This window comes from Kosakonia sp. HypNH10, assembly GCF_029850615.1.
GTDB classification, from domain to species: domain Bacteria; phylum Pseudomonadota; class Gammaproteobacteria; order Enterobacterales; family Enterobacteriaceae; genus Kosakonia; species Kosakonia cowanii.
The window spans coordinates 358,081-378,300 of record NZ_JAOTIU010000003.1 but is presented as its reverse complement, the minus strand read 5'-3'; the positions used below and the strand labels follow the sequence as shown (position 1 = coordinate 378,300).

Annotated in this window: 21 protein-coding genes and 1 pseudogene; 10 read left to right on the top strand and 12 right to left on the bottom strand. The window is 54.1% G+C overall.

Annotation, left to right across the window (positions count from 1 at the left end; translation table 11 throughout):
- Both trpB and trpA read left to right on the top strand, forming a co-directional pair.
- Positions 1–1,194 (top strand): tryptophan synthase subunit beta, encoded by a 1,194-nt coding sequence (trpB, locus tag N7V53_RS11215; protein WP_023478707.1) that lies wholly within the window; start codon positions 1–3, stop codon positions 1,192–1,194.
- Entirely contained in the window at positions 1,194–2,003 is an 810-nt protein-coding gene (gene trpA, locus N7V53_RS11210) for a tryptophan synthase subunit alpha (RefSeq protein ID WP_023478789.1), read from the top strand. The genes trpB and trpA overlap by 1 nt, the downstream gene beginning before the upstream one ends.
- A 52-nt stretch (positions 2,004–2,055) precedes the next feature.
- Here trpA and ompW read toward each other — a convergent pair whose 3' ends face one another.
- On the bottom strand, positions 2,056–2,691 hold the full coding sequence (gene ompW, locus N7V53_RS11205; RefSeq protein WP_124968197.1) for an outer membrane protein OmpW: 636 nt from the start codon (positions 2,689–2,691) through the stop codon (positions 2,056–2,058).
- Positions 2,692–2,970: 279 nt separating this feature from the next.
- On the opposite strand from ompW, the gene N7V53_RS11200 reads away from it, so the two are divergent.
- From N7V53_RS11200 to yciA, 4 genes are all read left to right on the top strand, one after another.
- Positions 2,971–3,375: a YkgJ family cysteine cluster protein gene (locus tag N7V53_RS11200; RefSeq protein ID WP_279793406.1), complete on the top strand. Its 405-nt coding sequence runs from the start codon at positions 2,971–2,973 to the stop codon at positions 3,373–3,375.
- A gap of 24 nt (positions 3,376–3,399) precedes the next feature.
- The gene (locus N7V53_RS11195; RefSeq protein ID WP_279793405.1) at positions 3,400–4,143 is read left to right on the top strand and encodes a YciC family protein; all 744 of its coding nucleotides are present in this window, start codon (positions 3,400–3,402) and stop codon (positions 4,141–4,143) included.
- A gap of 46 nt (positions 4,144–4,189) precedes the next feature.
- On the top strand, positions 4,190–4,732 hold the full coding sequence (locus tag N7V53_RS11190) for a septation protein A (protein WP_023478762.1): 543 nt from the start codon (positions 4,190–4,192) through the stop codon (positions 4,730–4,732).
- A 99-nt stretch (positions 4,733–4,831) separates the two neighbouring features.
- Positions 4,832–5,233, top strand: coding sequence for an acyl-CoA thioester hydrolase YciA (yciA, locus tag N7V53_RS11185; RefSeq protein ID WP_023478754.1), 402 nt, complete (start codon positions 4,832–4,834; stop codon positions 5,231–5,233).
- Positions 5,234–5,262: 29 nt separating this feature from the next.
- Here yciA and tonB read toward each other — a convergent pair whose 3' ends face one another.
- Positions 5,263–5,994, bottom strand: coding sequence for a TonB system transport protein TonB (gene tonB / locus N7V53_RS11180; protein ID WP_023478823.1), 732 nt, complete (start codon positions 5,992–5,994; stop codon positions 5,263–5,265).
- 220 nt (positions 5,995–6,214) lie between these two features.
- Between tonB and N7V53_RS11175 the strand changes: the two genes are divergently transcribed.
- Positions 6,215–6,511 carry a YciI family protein gene (locus tag N7V53_RS11175; protein ID WP_023478925.1) on the top strand — a complete coding sequence of 99 codons (297 nt, stop codon included), beginning with the start codon at positions 6,215–6,217 and terminating at the stop codon, positions 6,509–6,511.
- A 39-nt stretch (positions 6,512–6,550) separates the two neighbouring features.
- Here the strand turns inward: N7V53_RS11175 and N7V53_RS11170 are convergent.
- Both N7V53_RS11170 and N7V53_RS11165 read right to left on the bottom strand, forming a co-directional pair.
- Positions 6,551–6,646, bottom strand: a pseudogene (locus N7V53_RS11170) (LysE family translocator); the annotation flags it as partial.
- A gap of 62 nt (positions 6,647–6,708) precedes the next feature.
- Positions 6,709–6,882: a YciY family protein gene (locus tag N7V53_RS11165; RefSeq protein ID WP_023478828.1), complete on the bottom strand. Its 174-nt coding sequence runs from the start codon at positions 6,880–6,882 to the stop codon at positions 6,709–6,711.
- Between the two features lie 140 nt (positions 6,883–7,022).
- Here N7V53_RS11165 and cls point away from each other — a divergent pair, with 140 nt between their 5' ends.
- Together cls and N7V53_RS11155 are read left to right on the top strand one after the other, a co-directional pair.
- Positions 7,023–8,483 carry a cardiolipin synthase gene (gene cls, locus N7V53_RS11160; protein WP_023478590.1) on the top strand — a complete coding sequence of 487 codons (1,461 nt, stop codon included), beginning with the start codon at positions 7,023–7,025 and terminating at the stop codon, positions 8,481–8,483.
- 31 nt (positions 8,484–8,514) lie between these two features.
- Positions 8,515–8,844, top strand: coding sequence for an HI1450 family dsDNA-mimic protein (locus N7V53_RS11155; protein ID WP_023478694.1), 330 nt, complete (start codon positions 8,515–8,517; stop codon positions 8,842–8,844).
- Between the two features lie 53 nt (positions 8,845–8,897).
- Here the strand turns inward: N7V53_RS11155 and oppF are convergent, their stop codons facing one another.
- The 7 genes from oppF to N7V53_RS11120 all read right to left on the bottom strand — a co-directional run bounded on the left by oppF (position 8,898) and on the right by N7V53_RS11120 (position 16,000).
- Positions 8,898–9,902 (bottom strand): murein tripeptide/oligopeptide ABC transporter ATP-binding protein OppF, encoded by a 1,005-nt coding sequence (oppF, locus tag N7V53_RS11150; RefSeq protein ID WP_023478603.1) that lies wholly within the window; start codon positions 9,900–9,902, stop codon positions 8,898–8,900.
- The gene (locus tag N7V53_RS11145) at positions 9,899–10,912 is read right to left on the bottom strand and encodes an ABC transporter ATP-binding protein (protein ID WP_094419774.1); all 1,014 of its coding nucleotides are present in this window, start codon (positions 10,910–10,912) and stop codon (positions 9,899–9,901) included. The genes oppF and N7V53_RS11145 overlap by 4 nt, the downstream gene beginning before the upstream one ends.
- Positions 10,913–10,923: 11 nt before the next feature.
- Entirely contained in the window at positions 10,924–11,832 is a 909-nt protein-coding gene (gene oppC, locus N7V53_RS11140; protein ID WP_023478831.1) for an oligopeptide ABC transporter permease OppC, read from the bottom strand.
- A gap of 14 nt (positions 11,833–11,846) precedes the next feature.
- Entirely contained in the window at positions 11,847–12,767 is a 921-nt protein-coding gene (oppB, locus tag N7V53_RS11135) for an oligopeptide ABC transporter permease OppB (RefSeq protein ID WP_054803454.1), read from the bottom strand.
- 135 nt (positions 12,768–12,902) lie between these two features.
- Positions 12,903–14,534, bottom strand: coding sequence for an oligopeptide ABC transporter substrate-binding protein OppA (oppA, locus tag N7V53_RS11130; RefSeq protein WP_076769933.1), 1,632 nt, complete (start codon positions 14,532–14,534; stop codon positions 12,903–12,905).
- 35 nt (positions 14,535–14,569) lie between these two features.
- Positions 14,570–14,710 (bottom strand): hypothetical protein, encoded by a 141-nt coding sequence (locus tag N7V53_RS11125; RefSeq protein ID WP_180344334.1) that lies wholly within the window; start codon positions 14,708–14,710, stop codon positions 14,570–14,572.
- 642 nt (positions 14,711–15,352) lie between these two features.
- Complete coding sequence (locus N7V53_RS11120; RefSeq protein ID WP_034812181.1) at positions 15,353–16,000, bottom strand: YchE family NAAT transporter; 648 nt, start codon at positions 15,998–16,000, stop codon at positions 15,353–15,355.
- Positions 16,001–16,477: 477 nt separating this feature from the next.
- Between N7V53_RS11120 and adhE the strand changes: the two genes are divergently transcribed.
- A complete protein-coding gene (adhE, locus tag N7V53_RS11115; RefSeq protein ID WP_279793404.1) occupies positions 16,478–19,159 on the top strand; it encodes a bifunctional acetaldehyde-CoA/alcohol dehydrogenase in 2,682 nt (893 codons plus the stop codon).
- A 90-nt stretch (positions 19,160–19,249) separates the two neighbouring features.
- On the opposite strand, the gene tdk is transcribed toward adhE, so the two are convergent.
- Positions 19,250–19,864, bottom strand: a complete 615-nt coding sequence (tdk, locus tag N7V53_RS11110) for a thymidine kinase (RefSeq protein WP_124968191.1) — start codon at positions 19,862–19,864, stop codon at positions 19,250–19,252.
- Positions 19,865–20,220 lie beyond the last annotated feature (356 nt).

Here is a 20,220-nt window from a genome sequence, read left to right as displayed (position 1 = left end):
ATGACGACACTACTGAACCCCTACTTTGGTGAATTTGGCGGTATGTACGTTCCGCAAATTCTGATGCCCGCGCTGCGCCAGCTGGAAGAGGCGTTTGTCAGCGCGCAGAGCGATGCGGCGTTCCAGCAGCAGTTTAACGACCTGCTGAAAAACTATGCCGGTCGCCCGACGGCGCTGACCAAATGTCAGAACCTGACCGCCGGTACCCGTACCACGCTCTACCTTAAGCGTGAAGATCTGCTCCACGGCGGCGCGCACAAAACTAACCAGGTGCTGGGTCAGGCGCTGCTCGCGAAACGGATGGGCAAAACCGAAATCATCGCCGAAACCGGCGCGGGTCAGCATGGCGTGGCGTCTGCGCTTGCCAGCGCCCTGCTCGGCCTAAAGTGCCGCATCTATATGGGCGCAAAAGATGTGGAGCGCCAGTCGCCGAACGTCTTCCGTATGCGACTGATGGGCGCGGAAGTGATCCCGGTGCACAGCGGCTCAGCCACCCTGAAAGATGCCTGTAACGAAGCGCTGCGCGACTGGTCCGGCAGCTACGAAACCGCGCACTATATGCTCGGCACCGCAGCCGGCCCGCACCCCTTCCCGACCATTGTGCGCGAGTTCCAGCGCATGATCGGCGAAGAGACTAAAGCGCAGATCCTCGAAAGAGAGGGACGTCTGCCGGATGCGGTGATCGCCTGCGTTGGCGGCGGATCTAACGCCATCGGGATGTTTGCCGACTTTATCGAAGAGAGCGCCGTCGGCCTGATTGGCGTGGAACCGGCGGGTCACGGCATCGAGTCTGGCGAACACGGCGCGCCGCTGAAACATGGCCGCGTCGGCATCTACTTCGGCATGAAATCGCCGATGATGCAGACCGAAGATGGGCAGATTGAGGAGTCCTACTCCATCTCCGCCGGGCTGGATTTCCCGTCAGTAGGGCCGCAACACGCCCATCTCAACAGCACCGGTCGCGCTGAGTATGTCTCGATTACCGATGATGAAGCGCTGGAAGCATTTAAAACGCTCTGCCGCCACGAAGGGATTATCCCGGCGCTGGAGTCCTCCCATGCGCTGGCCCACGCGCTGAAGATGATGCGCGAAAACCCTGAGAAGGAGCAGTTGCTGGTGGTTAACCTCTCCGGGCGCGGCGACAAAGATATCTTCACCGTCCATGACATTCTGAAAGCGCGAGGCGAAATCTGATGGAACGCTATGACAACCTCTTCAACCAGCTCAACGCGCGCCGGGAAGGTGCCTTTGTCCCGTTTGTCACCCTCGGCGATCCGGAACCGGGCCTGTCGCTGCAAATTATCGACGCGCTGATCGAAGGCGGCGCGGATGCGCTGGAGCTGGGCATTCCCTTCTCCGATCCGCTGGCGGATGGCCCGACCATTCAGAGCGCCACGCTGCGCGCCTTCGCTGCGGGCGTTACCGTCGGTCACTGTTTTGAAATGCTGGCGGCGATCCGCCAGAAGCATCCGACCATCCCAATTGGCCTGCTGATGTATGCCAACCTGGTGTTTAGCCGTGGCGTCGATGAGTTTTACGCCCAGTGTGCCAGCGTCGGCGTCGATTCGGTGCTGGTCGCCGACGTACCGATTGAGGAGTCCGCCCCGTTCCGCCAGGCGGCGATGCGCCACAATATCGCGCCTATCTTTATCTGCCCGCCAAATGCTGATGACGATCTGCTGCGCCAGATTGCCTCATACGGCCGCGGTTACACCTACCTGCTGTCGCGTGCAGGTGTGACCGGTGCGGAGAACCGCGCGGCGCTGCCGCTGCATCATCTGGTGGAGAAACTGACGGAGTATCATGCCGCGCCTGCGCTGCAGGGCTTTGGCATCTCGGCGCCGGATCAGGTGGCTTCAGCGATTGAAGCCGGTGCCGCGGGGGCGATTTCCGGATCGGCGATTGTGAAGATTATCGAGAGCAATCTGGATAACCCGACCGCCATGCTGGCCGAACTGAAAGGGTTTGTGCAGCGCCTGAAAGCCGCCACGCTGGCGAGTTAAGGGACGTAAAAAACGGAAACAGATCTGCAAAGGCCTGTTTCCGTCATTACCATCAGAAGCGGTAACCAGCAGAGAACATAAACACCCACGGATCGAGACGGGTATGGACGTTCTGCTGTACGCCGTTGTGCTTGAAGCGCACATCGGTATCGATATCCATCCACCACACCGACATGTTGATCAGCCAGTCGCGGTTAATCAGATAATCCACGCCAGCCTGTCCCGCTACGCCCCACGAATCTTTCAGACTCAAATCAGAGAGCCCTGCCTCTTTGCCGGTGGAGTTAAATTTCTCATCGAAAAAGGTGGTGTAGTTGATACCGGCACCCAGGTATGGGCGCACTTTGCTCTGGGAGTCAAAAAAGTACCACTGCGCCATCAGCGAAGGGGGCAGATGACTTACGGTAGCCAGATCGCCGGTCGGCGCGGTGCCAACGTGGTGGCGGAACGGCGTTGCGGCCAGCAGTTCAATACCGACGTTGTCGGTCGCCATCCATGTCATGGTCAGGCCAAGCTGCGTATTGTTATCAACGTTGAAACTGCCCAGCGCGCCTAAAACGTTATCTGAACCTTCCGTTGGACGGACGGTGGCCGAACCGGCCCGGATGAAAAACTCGCCTGCGTCGTGCGCGTATGCTACCCCGGAAAGGGTGCTGAGGATCAGTGCTGCCACGGCTAACTTCTTCATATCCACTCCATGTTTGAGGTTTTATCGCCGCGCACTATACCTGGTATTAGGTAGGATGTGATCCAATCCTGATCACACTTACCCCTGTAATTTAACATTCATTGATCTGGGTTAATTTTTGCGTTTCGTTACACTCCTTAACTTTTGTTGTTGCATCAATTTTTGCCTTATGAAGGCATAAAAAATATTCCTCTCACCCCCTCTTGTGCGCCCGATTCGGCAGCGATAATTTATCTGCCTGACTTTTCCTGTTGATGCGTCGTTAAGTGCAGGTGCGCTATGAGTGATCTCAACCCGTGCATGTCGTGCGGAGCCTGTTGTGCGTATTTTCGTGTCTCTTTCTACTGGGCTGAAGCTGATGATGCTGGCGGCCCGGTTCCGGTTCAGTTAACTGAGCCTCTCACCCCATTTTTGCGCTGTATGAGCGGAACCAATCAAAAACAGAGCCGCTGTGTGGCGCTGGTCGGTACGCCGGGCGAAAACGCCAGTTGCAGCATTTATGCGCAGCGCCCCTCGCCGTGCCGTGAATTTCAGATGTCAGGCGAAGCGGGCAAAGTGAATGAAGCCTGCGATCGGGCGCGGGCGCGCTACGGTTTAGCGCCCCTTTACAAAGATATGCTTTTCCATACAAGCCGTGATGCTGCCACTGAGGGCCTATTCGGGGTACAATCGCCCGTCAATTAATATCGCCATACTCAAGGAGAGTGCATGTCTATCACGGCGAAATCCGTTTACCGTGACACGGGGAATTTTTTTCGTAATCAGTTCATTACGATTTTACTGATCGCGCTGTTGTGTGCTTTTATCACCGCTGTTATTGGGCATGCCTTTTCACCCAGTGAAGAGGAACTCTCCATTCTGACAGAGGGAGATAACCTGGCGGGCAGCGTAGGTCTGTTCGATCTGGTGCAGAATATGACCCAGGAACAGCAGATGGTGCTGCTACGCGCGTCTGGAGCGGCAACCTTTTCGGGGCTGATCGGCAATGCGATTCTGGCCGGTGGTATGTTACTGCTGATTCAGATGGTTTCTGCCGGTCAGCCGGTCAGCGCGTTACGGGCGATTGGTGCCAGCGCACCGATGCTGCTGAAGTTATTCCTGCTCATCATGCTTACCACCTTCATTGTGCAGTTCGGCATTATGTTTATCATTGTACCCGGCGTGATTCTGGCGATTCTGCTCGCCTTAGCGCCGATTATGCTGGTGCAGGAGAAAATAGGCATTTTCGCCGCCATGCGCAGCAGTGTGCGTCTTGGCTGGGCAAATATGCGTCTGGTGGCACCGGCGGTGATCGGCTGGTTGCTGGCAAAAACCGTGCTGCTGCTCTATGCCCACCACCTTGCGGTGTTCACACCGGAAGTGGGCGCGGTGATTGCCAACACCCTGAGCAATCTGCTCTCAGCCGCACTGCTGATTTATCTTTTCCGCCTCTATATGCTGATGCGCAAATAATTATCCCGGTCCCCCGTCCGGGTGACCCTTTTGATGGAATCGTAGAATGAAGCAGTTTCTTGATTTTCTTCCGCTGGCGCTCTTTTTTGTGGTCTACAAGATGTACGACATTTTCACCGCTACCAAGGTGCTGATTGTCGCCTCGGCCATCGTGCTGATCTACTGCTGGATCCGCTATCGCAAGGTAGAAAAAGTTGCGCTGATTACCTTCGTGCTGGTGGCGGTATTTGGCGGGCTGACGATTAAATTCCATGATGTGGAATTTATTAAGTGGAAAGTGACGGTGATCTACGGTCTGTTTGCCACGGCGCTGCTCTTCAGCCAGTGGGTGATGAAGAAGACGCTGATCCAGCGCATGCTCGGCAAAGAGCTGACGCTGCCGGACGCCGTCTGGTCGAAGCTTAATATCGCCTGGGCGCTCTTCTTTATCGTCTGCGGGCTGGCGAATATCTATATCGCTTTCTGGCTGCCGTTCGACGTGTGGGTCAATTTCAAGGTCTTTGGCCTGACTATTCTCACCCTGCTGTTCACCGTGCTGAGCGGCGTCTATATCTACCGGCACATGCCGGCGCAGGATGAGAAATCCTGATGCTGAAAGCCAGGCGCAATGCCTGGCTTTTTTCTTTCCGAACCTCCCGCATTCGTAGTAGCATCCCGCCAGAAATCCCTCATCACAGAAGAGATAATAATGACAACGCCTTCAACTGCGCCTCAGGGCGAACTTGTACTACGCACACTCGCAATGCCCGCCGATACTAACGCTAACGGCGATATTTTTGGCGGCTGGTTAATGTCGCAAATGGATATGGGCGGTGCCATTCAGGCGAAAGAGATCGCCCACGGGCGCGTGGTGACCGTGCGGGTAGACGGCATGACCTTCCTGCGCCCGGTCGCCGTGGGTGATGTGGTCTGCTGCTACGCCCGCTGCGTCAAACGCGGCAATACCTCGATCACGATTAACGTCGAAGTGTGGGTAAAAAAAGTGATGTCTGAACCGATTGGTCAGCGCTATAAAGCCACCGAAGCGCTGTTTATCTATGTCGCGGTGGACAATGAGGGCAAACCTCGGCCGTTGCCCGAACTGCCATAAAAAAAGCCTCCGCAGGGAGGCTTTTTTTCTTACTCCATCGAGGTGCCGCCATCGAGGCGGAAGACCACGTTGACGATCAGCCCCGAGCCGGGCTTACCGGCCTCATAGCGCCATTTGCGCATCGCGGCTTTTACTTCACGCTCAAACATATTCGCTGGCTGCGCCGAGAGGATCTGCACATTCTCAACGCGGCCATCGGCCGTGACGTCAAATTTCACTCTTACGCGCCCTTCTATACGCAACGCCTGTGCGCGCGGCGGATATTGCGGCTGGTTGCGGCTCAGTGCGCGCGGGCCTGCCGGAACAGACGGTGCCGGTTTTGTCGCGGTCGAAGTCGTGGTGCTTGCCGCCGGACGTGACGGAGCGCTGTTCTCAAACGGATTCGCCTGCTGCGGCTCAACCGGCTTGCTTTCACGCTTCGGCTGCTCCACTTTTTTCACCGGCTTCGGTTTAGGCTTCGGCTTGGGTTTTGGCTTTGGCTTCTCAATCACCACCGGTGCCTCTTTGGGCGGCTCCGGGATTGGCTCTGGCTCAACAACCGGTTCTGGTTCCGGCTCGACAACCGGCTGCGGCGGTGCCGGAGCGGGAGCAGGCTCCAGCTCCGCAGGCGACACCATGGTGACAGAGATAGGCTGCGCGGGCGCGGGCAGTTCAACAACCTGATGTACCGAGGTATAAAGCAGACCCGCCACAACAGCACCGTGAATGGCGACGGAGAGCAGCGTCGGCCAGGGAAAGCGGCGAGGTAAATCCAGGGTCATTGAAGTCATAATCGTGTCAGTTAAAAAACCAGGGCTCGATTTTAAATGCAAATAGCAATCATATTCAACAAGCCAGCCTGGTGCAGATCAAATTTATCGCTGCTACGGGTAAAAAAGCCCCGTTAATTGGCAGGATCTCCTGCCGGTTGCAATCTTTGCATTGCAGTCAATCCACCTTTCACTTACGTTATGCCTTTCTGAAAAGACAGGAGCTTGCTCTGTGTTATACGTTATTTTTGCTGAAGATATTGCCGATTCTCTGGAAAAACGCCTCTCCGTACGCCCGGCCCACCTCGCACGCCTGCAACTGCTGCGCGATGAAGGCCGTCTGTTAACCGCAGGTCCCCTGCCGGCAGTCGACAGTAACGATCCCGGTGTTGCAGGTTTTAGCGGCTCAACGGTGATTGCTGAGTTTGAATCGCTGGAAGCGGCGAAATCCTGGGCGGAAGCCGATCCCTACGTGGCGGCGGGCGTCTATCAGACTGTGACGGTTAAACCGTACAAGAAAGTTTTTTAAGTCAGTACGGGGCAATGCACTCCATTGCCCCGCATGGCATCAACGCTTGCTTAATGCTAAACGGGTAGCAAAAAGCAGGAATACGATACCCGTGCAGCGATCCATCCAGCGGATGACGCGCGGCTTACGCAACATCGTCTTTCTCCTGAATCTAAGGGACTATAAACGACCGCGGGCACCTTTTCGGTGCCCGGGATTCAGATATCGTAGATGGCAAACAGCAGCACATTACGATGGCGATTAACGCCGCATTTCCTGATGCTGTGGATTCGCATATTACGGCGGGACTGCGCTTCCAGCCAGCGCGCTTTCCGGCGGCCAACCTGACGCAGCATACGCCAGCGCCCCACTTCCGTTCGACTACGCTTCATTGTTACAACTCTATACAAAAGAGAAGCCGCCATTATAGTCCGTCACCTCTTTCAGGCCAGCGCTTTTCGGCGTTTTTATTTGCCAGATGAATTCGTATGCGTAAACTCAACCAATACAGATTGTAAAAGGATTTTTGTCGATGTCCGCGTTTTACACCGTAATGAGTTGGCTCATTGTTGTTGGTTACTGGTTGCTTATTGCAGGTGTTACGCTGCGTATTCTGATGAAGCGCCGGGCGGTCACCTCGGCCATGGCATGGCTGCTTGTCATCTATATCCTGCCGCTGGTGGGCATTATCGCTTATCTCTCTCTGGGCGAACTGCATCTCGGTAAACGGCGCGCGGAGCGTGCGCGGGCGATGTGGCCCTCCACCGCCAAGTGGCTCAGCGATCTTAAACACTTCAACCATATCTTTGCCACCGAGAACAGCAGCGTTGCCTCCTCGCTGTTTAAGCTGTGCGAGCGCCGCCAGGGTATCGCCGGGGTCAAAGGTAATCAGTTGCAACTGCTGACCTCCTCAGATGACGTAATGCAGGCGCTGATCCGCGATATTCAGCTCGCCCGCCACAATATCGAGATGGTTTTCTATATCTGGCAGCCCGGCGGTATGGCCGACCAGGTGGCAGAGTCGCTGATGGCGGCAGCGCGCCGCGGCGTCCACTGCCGTCTGCTGCTGGACTCAGCAGGCAGCGTCACCTTCTTCCGCAGCCCGTGGGCGGGAATGATGCGCAATGCGGGCATTGATGTCGTTGAAGCGCTGAAGGTCAATTTGATGCGTGTCTTTCTGCGCCGCATGGACTTGCGCCAGCACCGTAAAATCGTACTGATCGATAACTATATTGCCTACACCGGCAGCATGAACATGGTCGATCCGCGCTACTTTAAACAGGACTCCGGCGTCGGTCAGTGGGTCGATCTGATGGCGCGTATGGAAGGCCCCATCGCCACGGCAATGGGTATCGTCTACTCCTGCGACTGGGAGATTGAGACCGGCAAGCGCATTCTGCCGCCGCCGCCCGATGCCAATATCATGCCGTTTGAAGAGGCCAGCGGGCACACTATTCACACCATTGCATCTGGCCCGGGCTTCCCGGAGGATTTGATCCACCAGGCGCTGCTAACGGCGGTGTATGCGTCGCGTGAATATTTGATCATGACCACCCCCTACTTTGTCCCCAGCGACGATCTGCTGCATGCGATCTGTACCGCCGCGCAGCGTGGAGTGGATGTGAGCATTATTCTGCCGCGCAAAAATGATTCCGTGCTGGTCGGCTGGGCCAGCCGCGCATTCTTTACCGAGCTGCTGGCCGCCGGGGTGAAAATCTACCAGTTTGAAGGCGGATTGCTGCATACCAAGAGCGTGCTGGTTGACGGCGAGCTGAGCCTGGTCGGCACAGTGAACCTCGATATGCGCAGCCTGTGGCTCAACTTTGAGATCACGCTGGTAATTGACGATGCGGGATTTGGCGGCGATCTGGCGGCGGTGCAGGATGATTACATCTCGCGCTCGCGCTTACTGGATGCGCGCTTATGGGTAAAACGCCCCTTCTGGCACCGCATTGCTGAACGACTGTTTTACTTCTTTAGTCCGTTGCTGTAAAACGTGCCCAACAGACGTGATGAGGTAATTTATGGAAATGGACCTGAATAACCGCCTGACGGAAGATGAAACGCTTGAGCAAGCGTACGACATCTTCCTGGAACTGGCGGCGGACAACCTGGATCCGGCGGACATCATTCTTTTCAACCTGCAGTTTGAAGAGCGTGGCGGTGCAGAACTGTTCGATCCCGGCGAGGACTGGCAGGAGCATGTGGATTTCGATTTAAACCCCGATTTCTTTGCTGAGGTGGTCATTGGCCTGGCGGAGACGGACGGCGGTGAGCTGAATGATATCTTTGCGCGCGTGCTGCTGTGCCGTGAGAAAGACCATAAGCTGTGCCATATTCTCTGGCGCGAATAAACGCTGGAAAGAAAAAGGGCTGACATGTTGTCAGCCCTTTTTTTATGCCTCGCTTAAAGCGGGTCGACCTTCAAACAGGAGACCGCGTGGCGGAAGCTCCCCTCCAGCACCGGACGGGTTTTCGCACACTCCGGCCCGGCAATCGGGCAGCGGGTGCGGAAGACGCAGCCCGACGGCGGGTTGATCGGCGATGGCAGATCCCCCTCCAGCAGCTGAATGGTTTTGTTCTTCTCGACATCCGGATCGGGCACCGGCACCGCCGACATCAGCGCTTTGGTGTAAGGGTGCAGCGGATTCTGGTACACCTCGTCATAGGTGCCCAGCTCTACCGCATGGCCCAGGTACATCACCAGCACGCGGTCAGAGATATGCTTCACCACCGCCAAATCGTGGGCAATAAAGATCAGCGACAGCCCCATTTCACGCTGTAGCTGTTGCAGCAGGTTGACCACCTGCGCCTGAATCGACACGTCGAGCGCGGAGACCGGCTCGTCGCAGATAATCAGCTTCGGCTCAAGGATCAGCGCGCGTGCGATGCCGATACGCTGGCATTGACCGCCGGAGAACTCATGAGGATAGCGGTTGATCAGGTTAGGCAGCAGGCCCACCTTCATCATCATCGCTTTTACCCGATCTTTCACTTCCTGGCGCGGCATCTTCGGATGATAGGTGCGCAGCGGCTCGGCAATGATTTCGCCGATGGTCATACGCGGGTTCAGCGAGGCGAGCGGATCCTGGAAAATCATCTGGATATCGCTGCGCACGGCGCGCCACTCATCCGGCTTCATGCCCAGCAGGTCACGCCCCAGCCAGGCGACTTTCCCGTCGGTCGCTTTCACAAGGCCGATAATCGCGCGTGCGAAGGTGGATTTGCCGCAGCCGGATTCACCGACCACGCCAAGGGTCTCACCTTCATAAAGACGCAGCGTCACGCCATCGACCGCTTTCAGGGTTTTCGGCGGCTGCCAGAACCACTGTCTGCCATCTTTAATATCGAAATGCACCTTCAGATCGGCGATTTCGAGCAGCACTTTTCTCTCTTCGGTTACGGCGTTCATACTAACTCCTCCACCGGCTTAAAGCAGGCGCGCAGACGGCCCGGCGCGAACTCTTCCAGCGGCGGCGCGTTATTACAGATCTCCATCGCGTGCGGACAGCGCGGCTGGAACGGGCAGCCTTTCGGCAGACGCAGCAGGTTTGGCGGATTGCCCGGAATGGTCAACATCGCTTCGCCATCGGCATCCAGACGCGGCACCGCATGCAGCAGGCCGATAGAGTAAGGGTGCGACGGCTGATAGAAGACGTCGCGCGCTTTGCCATACTCCATGGTACGCCCGGCATACATCACCAGCACTTTATCGCAGATGCCTGCCACGACGCCGAGGTCATGGGTGATCATGATGATTGCGGTGTTGAATTCGCGTTTCAGCTCGTTAAGCAATGTCATGATCTGCGCCTGCACGGTCACGTCGAGGGCAGTGGTTGGTTCATCGGCAATCAGCAGCTTCGGCCTGCACATCAGCGCCATGGCGATCATCACGCGCTGGCGCATCCCACCGGAGAATTCGTGCGGGTACATGCGCATGCGCTTACGCGCTTCCGGCATTTTGACCGCGTCGAGCATTTTCACCGACTCTTCAAACGCTTCGGCTTTGTTCATGCCTTTGTGCAGCATCAACACTTCCATCAACTGTTCGCCGACACGCATGTAAGGGTTCAGCGAGGTCATCGGGTCCTGGAAAATCATTGAGATCTGCTCGGCGCGCAGTTTGTTCAGCGCATGTTCCGGCAGATTCAGTATCTCTTTGCCATTAAACAGCGCCGAGCCACCAATACGCCCGTTGGAGGCCAGCAGCCCCATCAGCGCAAATGCGGTCTGGGATTTACCGGAGCCCGATTCGCCCACGATGCCCAGCGTCTCGCCTGCGCGCAGGGAGAAGTTCAGGTCGTTGACCGCGGTGACATCGCCATCCGGCGTGCCAAAGGTCACACGGAGATCTTTCACATCCAGCAGGAGGTCCGTTTGCTGCCGCGTCGTTGACGCTACTACGGTTTCAGTCATGCTCATAACGGCACTCCTTAACGATCTTTCGGGTCGAGGGCATCACGCAGGCCATCGCCGATAAAGTTGAAACAGAACAGGGTGATCACAAGGAAACCCGCCGGGAAGAGCAGCAACCAGGGAGAAACCTCCATTGAGTTTGCGCCATCGCTTAGCAGCGCGCCCCAGCTGCTGAGCGGCTCCTGCGTACCGAGGCCGAGGAAGCTCAGGAAGGATTCGAACAGGATCATGCTTGGCACCAGCAGCGAGGCATACACCACCACCACGCCAAGTACGTTCGGCACGATATGGCGCATCACGATATTGGCGGTGGAAACCCCACCCACCTGCGCTGCTTCGATAAACTCTTTACGCTTCAGGCTCAGGGTCTGGCCGCGCACAATACGCGCCATATCGAGCCAGGAGACCATGCCGATAGCCACAAAGATCAGCAGAATGTTCTGCCCGAAAAAGGTGACCAGCAGGATAACGAAGAACATAAACGGGAAGGAGTTGAGGATCTCCAGCAGACGCATCATCACCGAGTCGGTTTTGCCGCCAAGGTAACCGGAGAGCGAACCGTAGAGCGTGCCGAGAACTACCGCTACCAGCGCGGCGGCGATGCCGACCATCAGCGAGATACGCCCGCCGATAGCAACGCGCACCAGCAGATCGCGCCCGGAGGAGTCGGTGCCGAAGTAGTGTCCTGATTCCATATCCGGCGCGTTAGACATCATAGCCCAGTCGGTATCAAAGTAGCTGAACTGCGACAGCATCGGTGCCAGCGTCACGAACAGCGCAATCAGCACCAGTACAAACAGGCTGGCGACCGCCGCGCGGTTGTGCATAAAGCGGCGACGCGCATCCTGCCAAAGGCTACGCCCTTCGACTTCAAGTTTCTCACTGAAGTTTTCCAGCGCCTCGCTGTTTTTCTTACTTAACATCATGGCGAACTCCAGTCTCAATAACGAATTTTCGGATCGATGATGGCGTAGAGCACATCAACAATCGCGTTGAAGGTGATGGTCAGCGCGCCGACCAGAATCGTCAGGCTCAGCACCAGCGAGTAGTCGCGGTTAAGCGCGCCGTTCACGAACAGCTGGCCGATACCCGGCAAGCCATAAATCGTTTCGATAACCATGGAGCCAGTAATGATGCCGACAAAAGCCGGGCCCATATAGGAGAGCACGGGCAGCAGCGCCGGTTTCAGCGCGTGACGGAAGATGATCCGGCGCATCGGCAGCCCTTTCGCGCGCGCGGTGCGGATGAAATTGGAGTGCAGCACTTCAATCATTGAACCACGGGTGATACGCGCGATGCTGGCGATATAGGCGAGCGAGAGCGCGACCATCGGCAGGATCATAAATTTAGGTGCCCCGCCATTCCAGCCGCCGGCCGGTAACCACTGCAGCACAATGGCAAATATCATCACTAACAGAGGAGCTACAACGAAGCTGGGTATCACTACCCCGGTCATGGCTAACCCCATTACCGTGTAGTCCCATTTGGTGTTCTGGTTCAAGGCGGCAATAACGCCTGCCGTCACGCCGAACACAATCGCGAGGATAAACGCCGCGGCGCCCAATTTGGCGGAAACCGGGAAGCTCGCCGCCACCAGGTCATTCACGGTGTAATCTTTGTATTTAAACGACGGACCAAAATCCAGATGCGCCAGCTGTTTCAGGTAGCTGAAATACTGGGTGGTGATGGGATCGTTTAAATGGTATTTCGCCTCGATATTGGCCATTACTTCCGGCGCAAGCGCACGTTCACCGGTAAAAGGACTTCCCGGCGCAAGACGCATCATAAAGAACGAAATCGTAATCAGAATAAAGAGTGTTGGAATCGCTTCAAGAAAGCGACGCAGGATAAATTTCAACATTGCCCGTACCTTCTGGCCTGTGCCTTTTACACATTCTCTTTCAGACAACCCAAGTGCCGTCTGCGACCGATGTGTGTTCTGGTGCGATAAAAATAAGACACTGTGAGGCAGGTTGCCCTGCCCCACTCATTGCCATTAATGCTTGATAATATACAAGTTTTTCACGTAGATATTATCTAACGGGTCTTTACCGGTGTAGCCACCCACCCACGGTTTCACCAGACGGGCGTTCACGTAGTAGTAGACCGGAACGATGGCGGAGTCTTTATCAAGCTGCTGTTCAGCTTTGGAGTAAAGCTCAGCGCGCTGCGCTTCGTCGGTCACTTTCAGCGTGTCGCCGATCAGCTTATCAAACGCCGGGCTCTTATAGTGCGCGGTGTTGTTCGAGCTGTCTGAAAGCATGGTGTTCAGGAAGGAGGTCGGCTCATTGTAATCCGCGCACCAGCCGGCACGTGCAACATCAAAGGTGCCCTGATGACGCGTGTCGAGGAAGGTTTTCCACTCCTGGTTCTCCAGCTTGACGTTGGCACCGAGGTTTTTCTTCCAGATAGAGGCAACGGCAATCGCCAGTTTTTTGTGCAGATCGGAGGTGTTATACAGCAGGCTGAAGCTCAGCGGTTTGTCCGCTGTGTAACCCGCTTCGGCGAGCAGTTTTTTCGCTTCGGCGTTACGCTGCTCCTGGGTCATTTTGAACCAGGCCGGTTCGGTCAGTTTTGCACCATCGGTATACGGCGGGGTGTAGCTGTAAGCAGGCAGGTCGCCCTGGTTTTTCACTTTATTAACGATGATATCGCGGTCCAGCGCCAGTTTAAGGGCGGTACGCACGCGAACGTCAGTGAATGGCGCTTTCTGGTTGTTGATCTCGTAGTAATAAGTACAGAGGTACGGATCGACGTGAACTTCTTTCGGGATCTCTTTTTTCAATTTCTGGAACAGTTCAATCGGCATGTTGTTATAGGTCATGTCGATTTCGCCGCTGCGGTAGCGGTTAACGTCCGTCACTTCTGCAGAGATTGGCAGGTAGGTTACCTGGGTAATAACGGTTTTGTCGTTGTCCCAGTAATTGGTGTTGCGCTCAAGAACGATACGTTCGTTGACCACCCAATCTTTCAGCTTATAAGCGCCGTTGGTAACGATATTTGCAGGCTGGGTCCACTTATCGCCAAATTTTTCAATCGCGGCTTTTGGCACAGCGGAAACGGACGGGTGAACCAGCAGTTTATAGAAATAGGGAACCGGCTCGCTCAGCGTGACTTCGAAGGTATTATCATCGATCGCTTTTACGCCCAATTCGCTGGTCGGTTTTTTACCGGCGATAACATCATCGATATTGGCGATATGGCCATATTGCAGATAGCTGGCGTACGGAGAAGCCGTTTTAGGATCTGCCAGGCGCTGCCAGCTATAGACGAAGTCATGGGCGGTAACCGGGGTGCCGTCTGACCATTTTGCGTTTTTACGCAGATGGAATGTCCAGACTTTAAAATCTTTGTTTTCCCATTTTTCAGCAACACCGGCAGTCGGGTGGCCTTCAACATCGGAAATAAGCAGACCTTCAAACAGGTCACGGCTAACGTTTGATTCCGGAACGCCCTCGATTTTATGCGGATCGAGAGATTGCACTTCAGCACCGTTATTGCGCACCAGCGTCTGTTTTTCCGCCAGTTGAACGCCAGCCGGTACGTCGGCCGCGAAGGCGGCGTTACCGGAAATTAGCGCTGCTAAAATACCCGCTGCAACTACGCTTTTCTTTGTGATGATGGACATTGTGTTGTGACTCCAATCATTATAATTACCGACATTTATGCCAGCTGTATCATCCCCTGTTCGGGGGCCTGAATAGCGCAGGAGCTTTTGGCGCTTTCAGACATCTTTTTTTTACTTCTGCTATCACCGACTTTTTTATTACGGATCGCTCGAACGGCAATCTCGCGTCGATTCATTAACGCGCCTCCCCTGTCGAGCCGCGTTGTATTCATGCTATTTATTTTCTAATTGAAAACGATTCTCAACAAATCGCTTTACGCTGTAAATTATGAGGCTGATAAAGACATTCGCCGGAAAATAACAAATGCCCGAGACCGCCGCCAATACATTTTGCAAATTTGTTAACCATTTCTCTTTTACGGCGTAGCGACAGCCGCAGCGAGATGACGACTGCGTCTCCCTGTTGGTTTTTTCTTATTAATTATCAATCAGATAAAGAAGCATCACCGCCTTGTGATGCTTGTTGGCTGCCTTCGCAGAAGTTTGCACAAAAAATCAACAATTGACTACTTTTTAGCACATTACTCTGCGAGGAGATTGAAAGTACTAATATCATTTCGATAATGACTCGGCAAGCCCAATAGTATGATGTGAGAGAAATAACAGATTTAATTGCTCAAAATGCAGACATCAATGATTCATGAAACTTATAATTCTATGATAGAAAACAGCTTTTCTGATTATTGTAATTTGTTATGCCTGCCGCCCTTCTGCTGATTCTTCATATCTTTTGCTAATTATGCGAGCAGGCTTACATTCGAAAGCGCAATGTTCTCGCGCTCAGGAAAAAATAAAACCTATATAAATGAAAGAATGAATCAATTCAGCAGACCAGGGAAAAGCGACCTCGCGCCGGCAACAATAAACTCAATGCCTAACGCCATCAGCAGCAGCCCCATAATACGCGTAATGACGTTAATACCGGTTTGCCTGAGCAGGCGCACCAGCCAGGGCGCAATGCGGAACAGCCCCCATGAGCAGAGCGCGAACAGCGCAATCGCTACTGAGAAGCCGATAAGATGTGCAAGCGTGTGGTAGCGCGTCCCCCAGACGATGGTGGAGCTGATTGCCCCCGGCCCTGCCATTAATGGCAACGCTAACGGCACCACGCCCACGCTTTCGCGAATAGCGGTTTCCGATTTCTCCTGCTTATTCTGTTTATCCTCCCCCAGCTTGCCGCTGATCATCGACATTGCGATGGTAACGACCAGAATGCCGCCGGCAATGCGGAAAGAGTCAATCGAGATACCAAACAGTTGCAGGATGGTGTCGCCCAGAAAGAGTGACGTCCAGAGAATGATAGCGACTGAGACATTCGCGGTAAGGTTGGTTTTATTGCGGGCGTCGGCCATTTGATAGCTGGTCATACTAATAAAAACCGGGATGATGCCAACCGGGTTCACCAGCGCAAAAAGACCGACGAAAAATTTAAAATAGAGAGGAATATCAAACCCAAAGTGATCCACAGCAAGCTCCGCGTTATCGCCAGTACCTTAGAAACAATAGCGTGACAGGAAAATCCATGCAGAAGATACGCGATTTTTTTCTGGAGTCCATCAGTTCATGCACCAATAACCCTGATAAAACAGGGTGTTATTGAGTTGAGCTAGATGTGAAAAATCCGAGCCATCTTCTGCGGGGAACCGTTAACAATTGATACAACTCACTGAAAATGGGCAGGCTGAAAGGTGTCAGCTTCGTTAAAACTTGATATGGATCACGCATTAATTACTCAGAAGTGGGTAATCTTGATGCCACGAATAGAGAGCAGAAATGTCAATAATTGCTCCCGGTTCGTTAAGGCTCTTTTAGTAAACCAGCGGCATTATGCTTTGTAACTTGTTGTCTTACATAGCTTTACGCAACCTGTGGCGGCGCTGACTATACTGACAGTTTGCGCAGATGGTTTACTAAAAGAGTTTAAACATTATCAGGAGAGCATTATGGCTGTTACTAATGTCGCTGAACTGAACGCACTCGTTGAACGTGTGAAGAAAGCCCAGCGTGAATATGCCAACTTTACTCAAGAGCAAGTAGATAAAATCTTCCGCGCCGCCGCCCTGGCTGCCGCAGATGCTCGAATCCCCCTCGCGAAAATGGCCGTAGCTGAATCCGGCATGGGTATCATTGAAGATAAAGTGATTAAAAACCACTTTGCTTCTGAGTATATCTACAACGCGTACAAAGATGAGAAAACCTGCGGCGTATTATCGGAAGATGATACTTTCGGCACGATTACTATCGCTGAGCCTATCGGCATTATCTGCGGTATCGTCCCGACCACTAACCCTACTTCTACTGCAATCTTTAAATCACTGATTAGCCTGAAAACCCGTAACGCAATCATCTTCTCTCCGCACCCGCGTGCAAAAGATGCCACCAATAAAGCGGCGGACATTGTGCTGCAGGCTGCAATTGCAGCAGGTGCGCCAAAAGATCTTATCGGCTGGATCGACCAACCTTCCGTCGAACTCTCTAATGCTTTAATGCATCACCCGGATATCAACCTGATCCTCGCGACCGGTGGTCCGGGCATGGTGAAAGCCGCTTACAGTTCTGGTAAACCGGCAATCGGTGTTGGCGCGGGTAACACCCCGGTGGTTATCGACGAAACCGCCGATATCAAACGTGCTGTTGCGTCTGTGCTGATGTCGAAAACCTTCGATAACGGCGTGATCTGTGCTTCTGAACAGTCTGTTGTGGTTGTTGACTCCGTATATGACGCAGTGCGTGAGCGTTTCGCCAGCCACGGCGGCTACATGCTGCAGGGCCAGGAGCTGAAAGCGGTTCAGGATATCATCCTGAAAAATGGCGCACTCAACGCGGCTATCGTCGGTCAACCGGCGCACAAAATTGCTGAACTGGCGGGCTTTAGCGTACCGGCAAGCACCAAAATCCTCATCGGTGAAGTTACCGTTGTGGATGAGAGCGAGCCGTTTGCCCATGAGAAACTCTCTCCGACGCTGGCAATGTATCGCGCGAAAGATTTCGACGATGCGGTCGTGAAAGCAGAGAAACTGGTCGCCATGGGCGGTATCGGGCACACCTCCTGCCTCTACACCGACCAGGACAACCAGCCTGAGCGTGTGGCCCACTTCGGCCAGATGATGAAAACCGCGCGTATCCTTATCAACACCCCGGCTTCTCAGGGTGGTATCGGTGACCTCTACAACTTCAAACTTGCGCCTTCCCTGACTCTGGGTTGTGGTTCATGGGGTGGTAACTCCATCTCAGAAAACGTTGGTCCTAAGCACCTGATCAACAAGAAAACCGTTGCTAAGCGAGCTGAGAACATGTTGTGGCATAAACTTCCGAAATCAATCTACTTCCGCCGCGGCTCTCTGCCTATCGCGCTGGATGAAGTGATTACTGATGGTCACAAACGCGCGATGATCGTGACCGACCGTTTCCTCTTCAACAACGGCTATGCTGACCAGATCACCTCCGTGCTGAAGGCTGCGGGCGTGGAAACTGAAGTGTTCTTCGAGGTGGAAGCGGATCCGACACTGACCGTGGTGCGTAAAGGCGCTGAACTGGCGAACTCCTTTAAGCCGGACGTGATTATCGCCCTCGGCGGCGGTTCCCCGATGGATGCCGCGAAAATCATGTGGGTGATGTACGAACATCCGGAAACTCACTTCGAAGAGCTGGCGCTGCGCTTTATGGATATCCGTAAACGTATCTACAAGTTCCCGAAAATGGGCGTCAAAGCGAAAATGATCGCCGTGACCACCACCTCCGGTACCGGTTCTGAAGTCACGCCGTTCGCGGTGGTTACCGATGATGCCACCGGCCAGAAATACCCGCTGGCGGATTACGCCCTCACCCCGGATATGGCGGTGGTTGACGCCAACCTTGTGATGGATATGCCGAAATCCCTCTGCGCCTTTGGTGGCCTGGATGCGGTAACCCACGCGCTGGAAGCGTACGTCTCTGTACTGGCTTCTGAGTTCTCCGACGGTCAGGCGTTGCAGGCACTGAAACTGCTGAAAGAGAACCTGCCGGCTTCCTATAACGAAGGGTCGAAAAACCCGGTTGCCCGTGAGCGCGTCCACAGTGCCGCAACCATCGCCGGTATCGCGTTTGCTAACGCCTTCCTCGGCGTGTGTCACTCCATGGCGCACAAACTGGGCTCGCAGTTCCATATTCCGCACGGTCTGGCTAACGCCCTGTTGATCTGCAACGTTATCCGCTACAACGCGAATGACAACCCGACCAAACAGACCGCGTTCAGTCAGTATGACCGTCCGCAGGCACGCCGCCGTTACGCAGAGATTGCCGATCACCTGGGTCTCTCTGCACCGGGCGACCGCACCGCGGCAAAAATTGAGAAGCTGCTGGCCTGGCTGGAGAGCCTGAAAGCGGAACTGGGTATTCCGAAATCAATTCGCGAAGCTGGCGTGCAGGAAGCGGACTTCCTGGCCAACGTCGACAAACTTTCTGAAGATGCGTTTGACGACCAGTGCACCGGCGCGAACCCGCGTTACCCGCTGATCGCAGAGCTGAAGCAGATCCTGCTGGATACCTTCTACGGTCGCGAATATAAAGAGGGTGAAGCCGCTGCCGCGCCAAAAGTGGAAGCTGCACCGGTTAAAGCTGACAAAAAAGCCAAGAAACCCGCTTAATGATATAGCGTCATAAAAAAACCCGCTTCGGCGGGTTTTTTATTTTCTGCGCAACCAGCATCTATTTACTCAGGTCGCGGTACGCAATCCCTACCCTCTTACCCGCGCCTGTATCGTCGCGAGAGAGCCTTCTGCCAGCGCTTCCTTATAATGTTTACGGCATACGGAGACGTAGCGTTCATTGCCGCCAATTACCACCTGCTCGCCTTCATTATAAGGACGTCCCGCGTGATCCAGTCGCAGCACCATGCTTGCCTTACGGCCGCAGAAACAGATGGTTTTAAGCTCTACTAATTTATCTGACCACGCCAGCAAATACTGGCTTCCGCCAAAGAGCTCGCCGCGAAAATCAGTTCTCAGCCCATAACAGAGCACGGGAATATCAAGCTCATCCACCACTTCTGAAAGAGCATATACCTGCTCCCGCGTCAAAAACTGGCATTCGTCCACCAGCACACAGTGCACGGCTTCTTCTTCGTGCTGAGCTTTAATGTCGTCAAACAGCGAGGTGTGCTGATTAAACAGACGTGCGGGCGAGGATAAACCAATCCGGGAACTGACTTTCCCTGCACCAAAGCGGTTATCAATTTCTGCGGTATAAACTACCGTTCTCATGCCTCGCTCTTGATAATTGTACGAGGACTGTAGTAATGCCGTCGATTTCCCTGCATTCATTGCTGAATAGTAGAAATAAAGCTGTGCCATTGCGCGCAAAACCCTAATCAAAGTGTGATGATCCTGCGGCGAATTGTATCATGTTTTAACGGCCGGACCTGAGCAAGCGTTGTAGCTTAGGTTAATCCTGTAGACAGATTTACGCATAAACACGCATTTTCCGATCGCAGCGGTTGTAGCTGCAAAAGAAACAGCCGTAACGAATTCAGGAAGTTAGCATACGGTCGTTATGCGATGATCCTTATCATATCATCCAGAAATTATTAATATTTTACTAAAGTAAGCGCATTTAACACGGTAATACACGCGGTTGTTATTTATCCATTATGGCTATTTCTCCTAAAGGAATAATCAAAAAATATCGTTTCACCTTTGCATATGAACGA

Coding starts and splice junctions, on each gene's coding strand:
- trpB (WP_023478707.1), top strand. CDS start 1: ATGACGACACTACTGAACCCCTACTTTGGTGAATTTGGCGGTATGTAC.
- trpA (WP_023478789.1), top strand. CDS start 1,194: ATGGAACGCTATGACAACCTCTTCAACCAGCTCAACGCGCGCCGGGAA.
- ompW (WP_124968197.1), bottom strand. CDS start 2,691: ATGAAGAAGTTAGCCGTGGCAGCACTGATCCTCAGCACCCTTTCCGGG.
- N7V53_RS11200 (WP_279793406.1), top strand. CDS start 2,971: ATGAGTGATCTCAACCCGTGCATGTCGTGCGGAGCCTGTTGTGCGTAT.
- N7V53_RS11195 (WP_279793405.1), top strand. CDS start 3,400: ATGTCTATCACGGCGAAATCCGTTTACCGTGACACGGGGAATTTTTTT.
- N7V53_RS11190 (WP_023478762.1), top strand. CDS start 4,190: ATGAAGCAGTTTCTTGATTTTCTTCCGCTGGCGCTCTTTTTTGTGGTC.
- yciA (WP_023478754.1), top strand. CDS start 4,832: ATGACAACGCCTTCAACTGCGCCTCAGGGCGAACTTGTACTACGCACA.
- tonB (WP_023478823.1), bottom strand. CDS start 5,994: ATGACCCTGGATTTACCTCGCCGCTTTCCCTGGCCGACGCTGCTCTCC.
- N7V53_RS11165 (WP_023478828.1), bottom strand. CDS start 6,882: ATGAAGCGTAGTCGAACGGAAGTGGGGCGCTGGCGTATGCTGCGTCAG.
- cls (WP_023478590.1), top strand. CDS start 7,023: ATGTCCGCGTTTTACACCGTAATGAGTTGGCTCATTGTTGTTGGTTAC.
- N7V53_RS11155 (WP_023478694.1), top strand. CDS start 8,515: ATGGAAATGGACCTGAATAACCGCCTGACGGAAGATGAAACGCTTGAG.
- oppF (WP_023478603.1), bottom strand. CDS start 9,902: ATGAACGCCGTAACCGAAGAGAGAAAAGTGCTGCTCGAAATCGCCGAT.
- N7V53_RS11145 (WP_094419774.1), bottom strand. CDS start 10,912: ATGAGCATGACTGAAACCGTAGTAGCGTCAACGACGCGGCAGCAAACG.
- oppC (WP_023478831.1), bottom strand. CDS start 11,832: ATGATGTTAAGTAAGAAAAACAGCGAGGCGCTGGAAAACTTCAGTGAG.
- oppB (WP_054803454.1), bottom strand. CDS start 12,767: ATGTTGAAATTTATCCTGCGTCGCTTTCTTGAAGCGATTCCAACACTC.
- oppA (WP_076769933.1), bottom strand. CDS start 14,534: ATGTCCATCATCACAAAGAAAAGCGTAGTTGCAGCGGGTATTTTAGCA.
- N7V53_RS11125 (WP_180344334.1), bottom strand. CDS start 14,710: ATGAATCGACGCGAGATTGCCGTTCGAGCGATCCGTAATAAAAAAGTC.
- adhE (WP_279793404.1), top strand. CDS start 16,478: ATGGCTGTTACTAATGTCGCTGAACTGAACGCACTCGTTGAACGTGTG.
- tdk (WP_124968191.1), bottom strand. CDS start 19,864: ATGGCACAGCTTTATTTCTACTATTCAGCAATGAATGCAGGGAAATCG.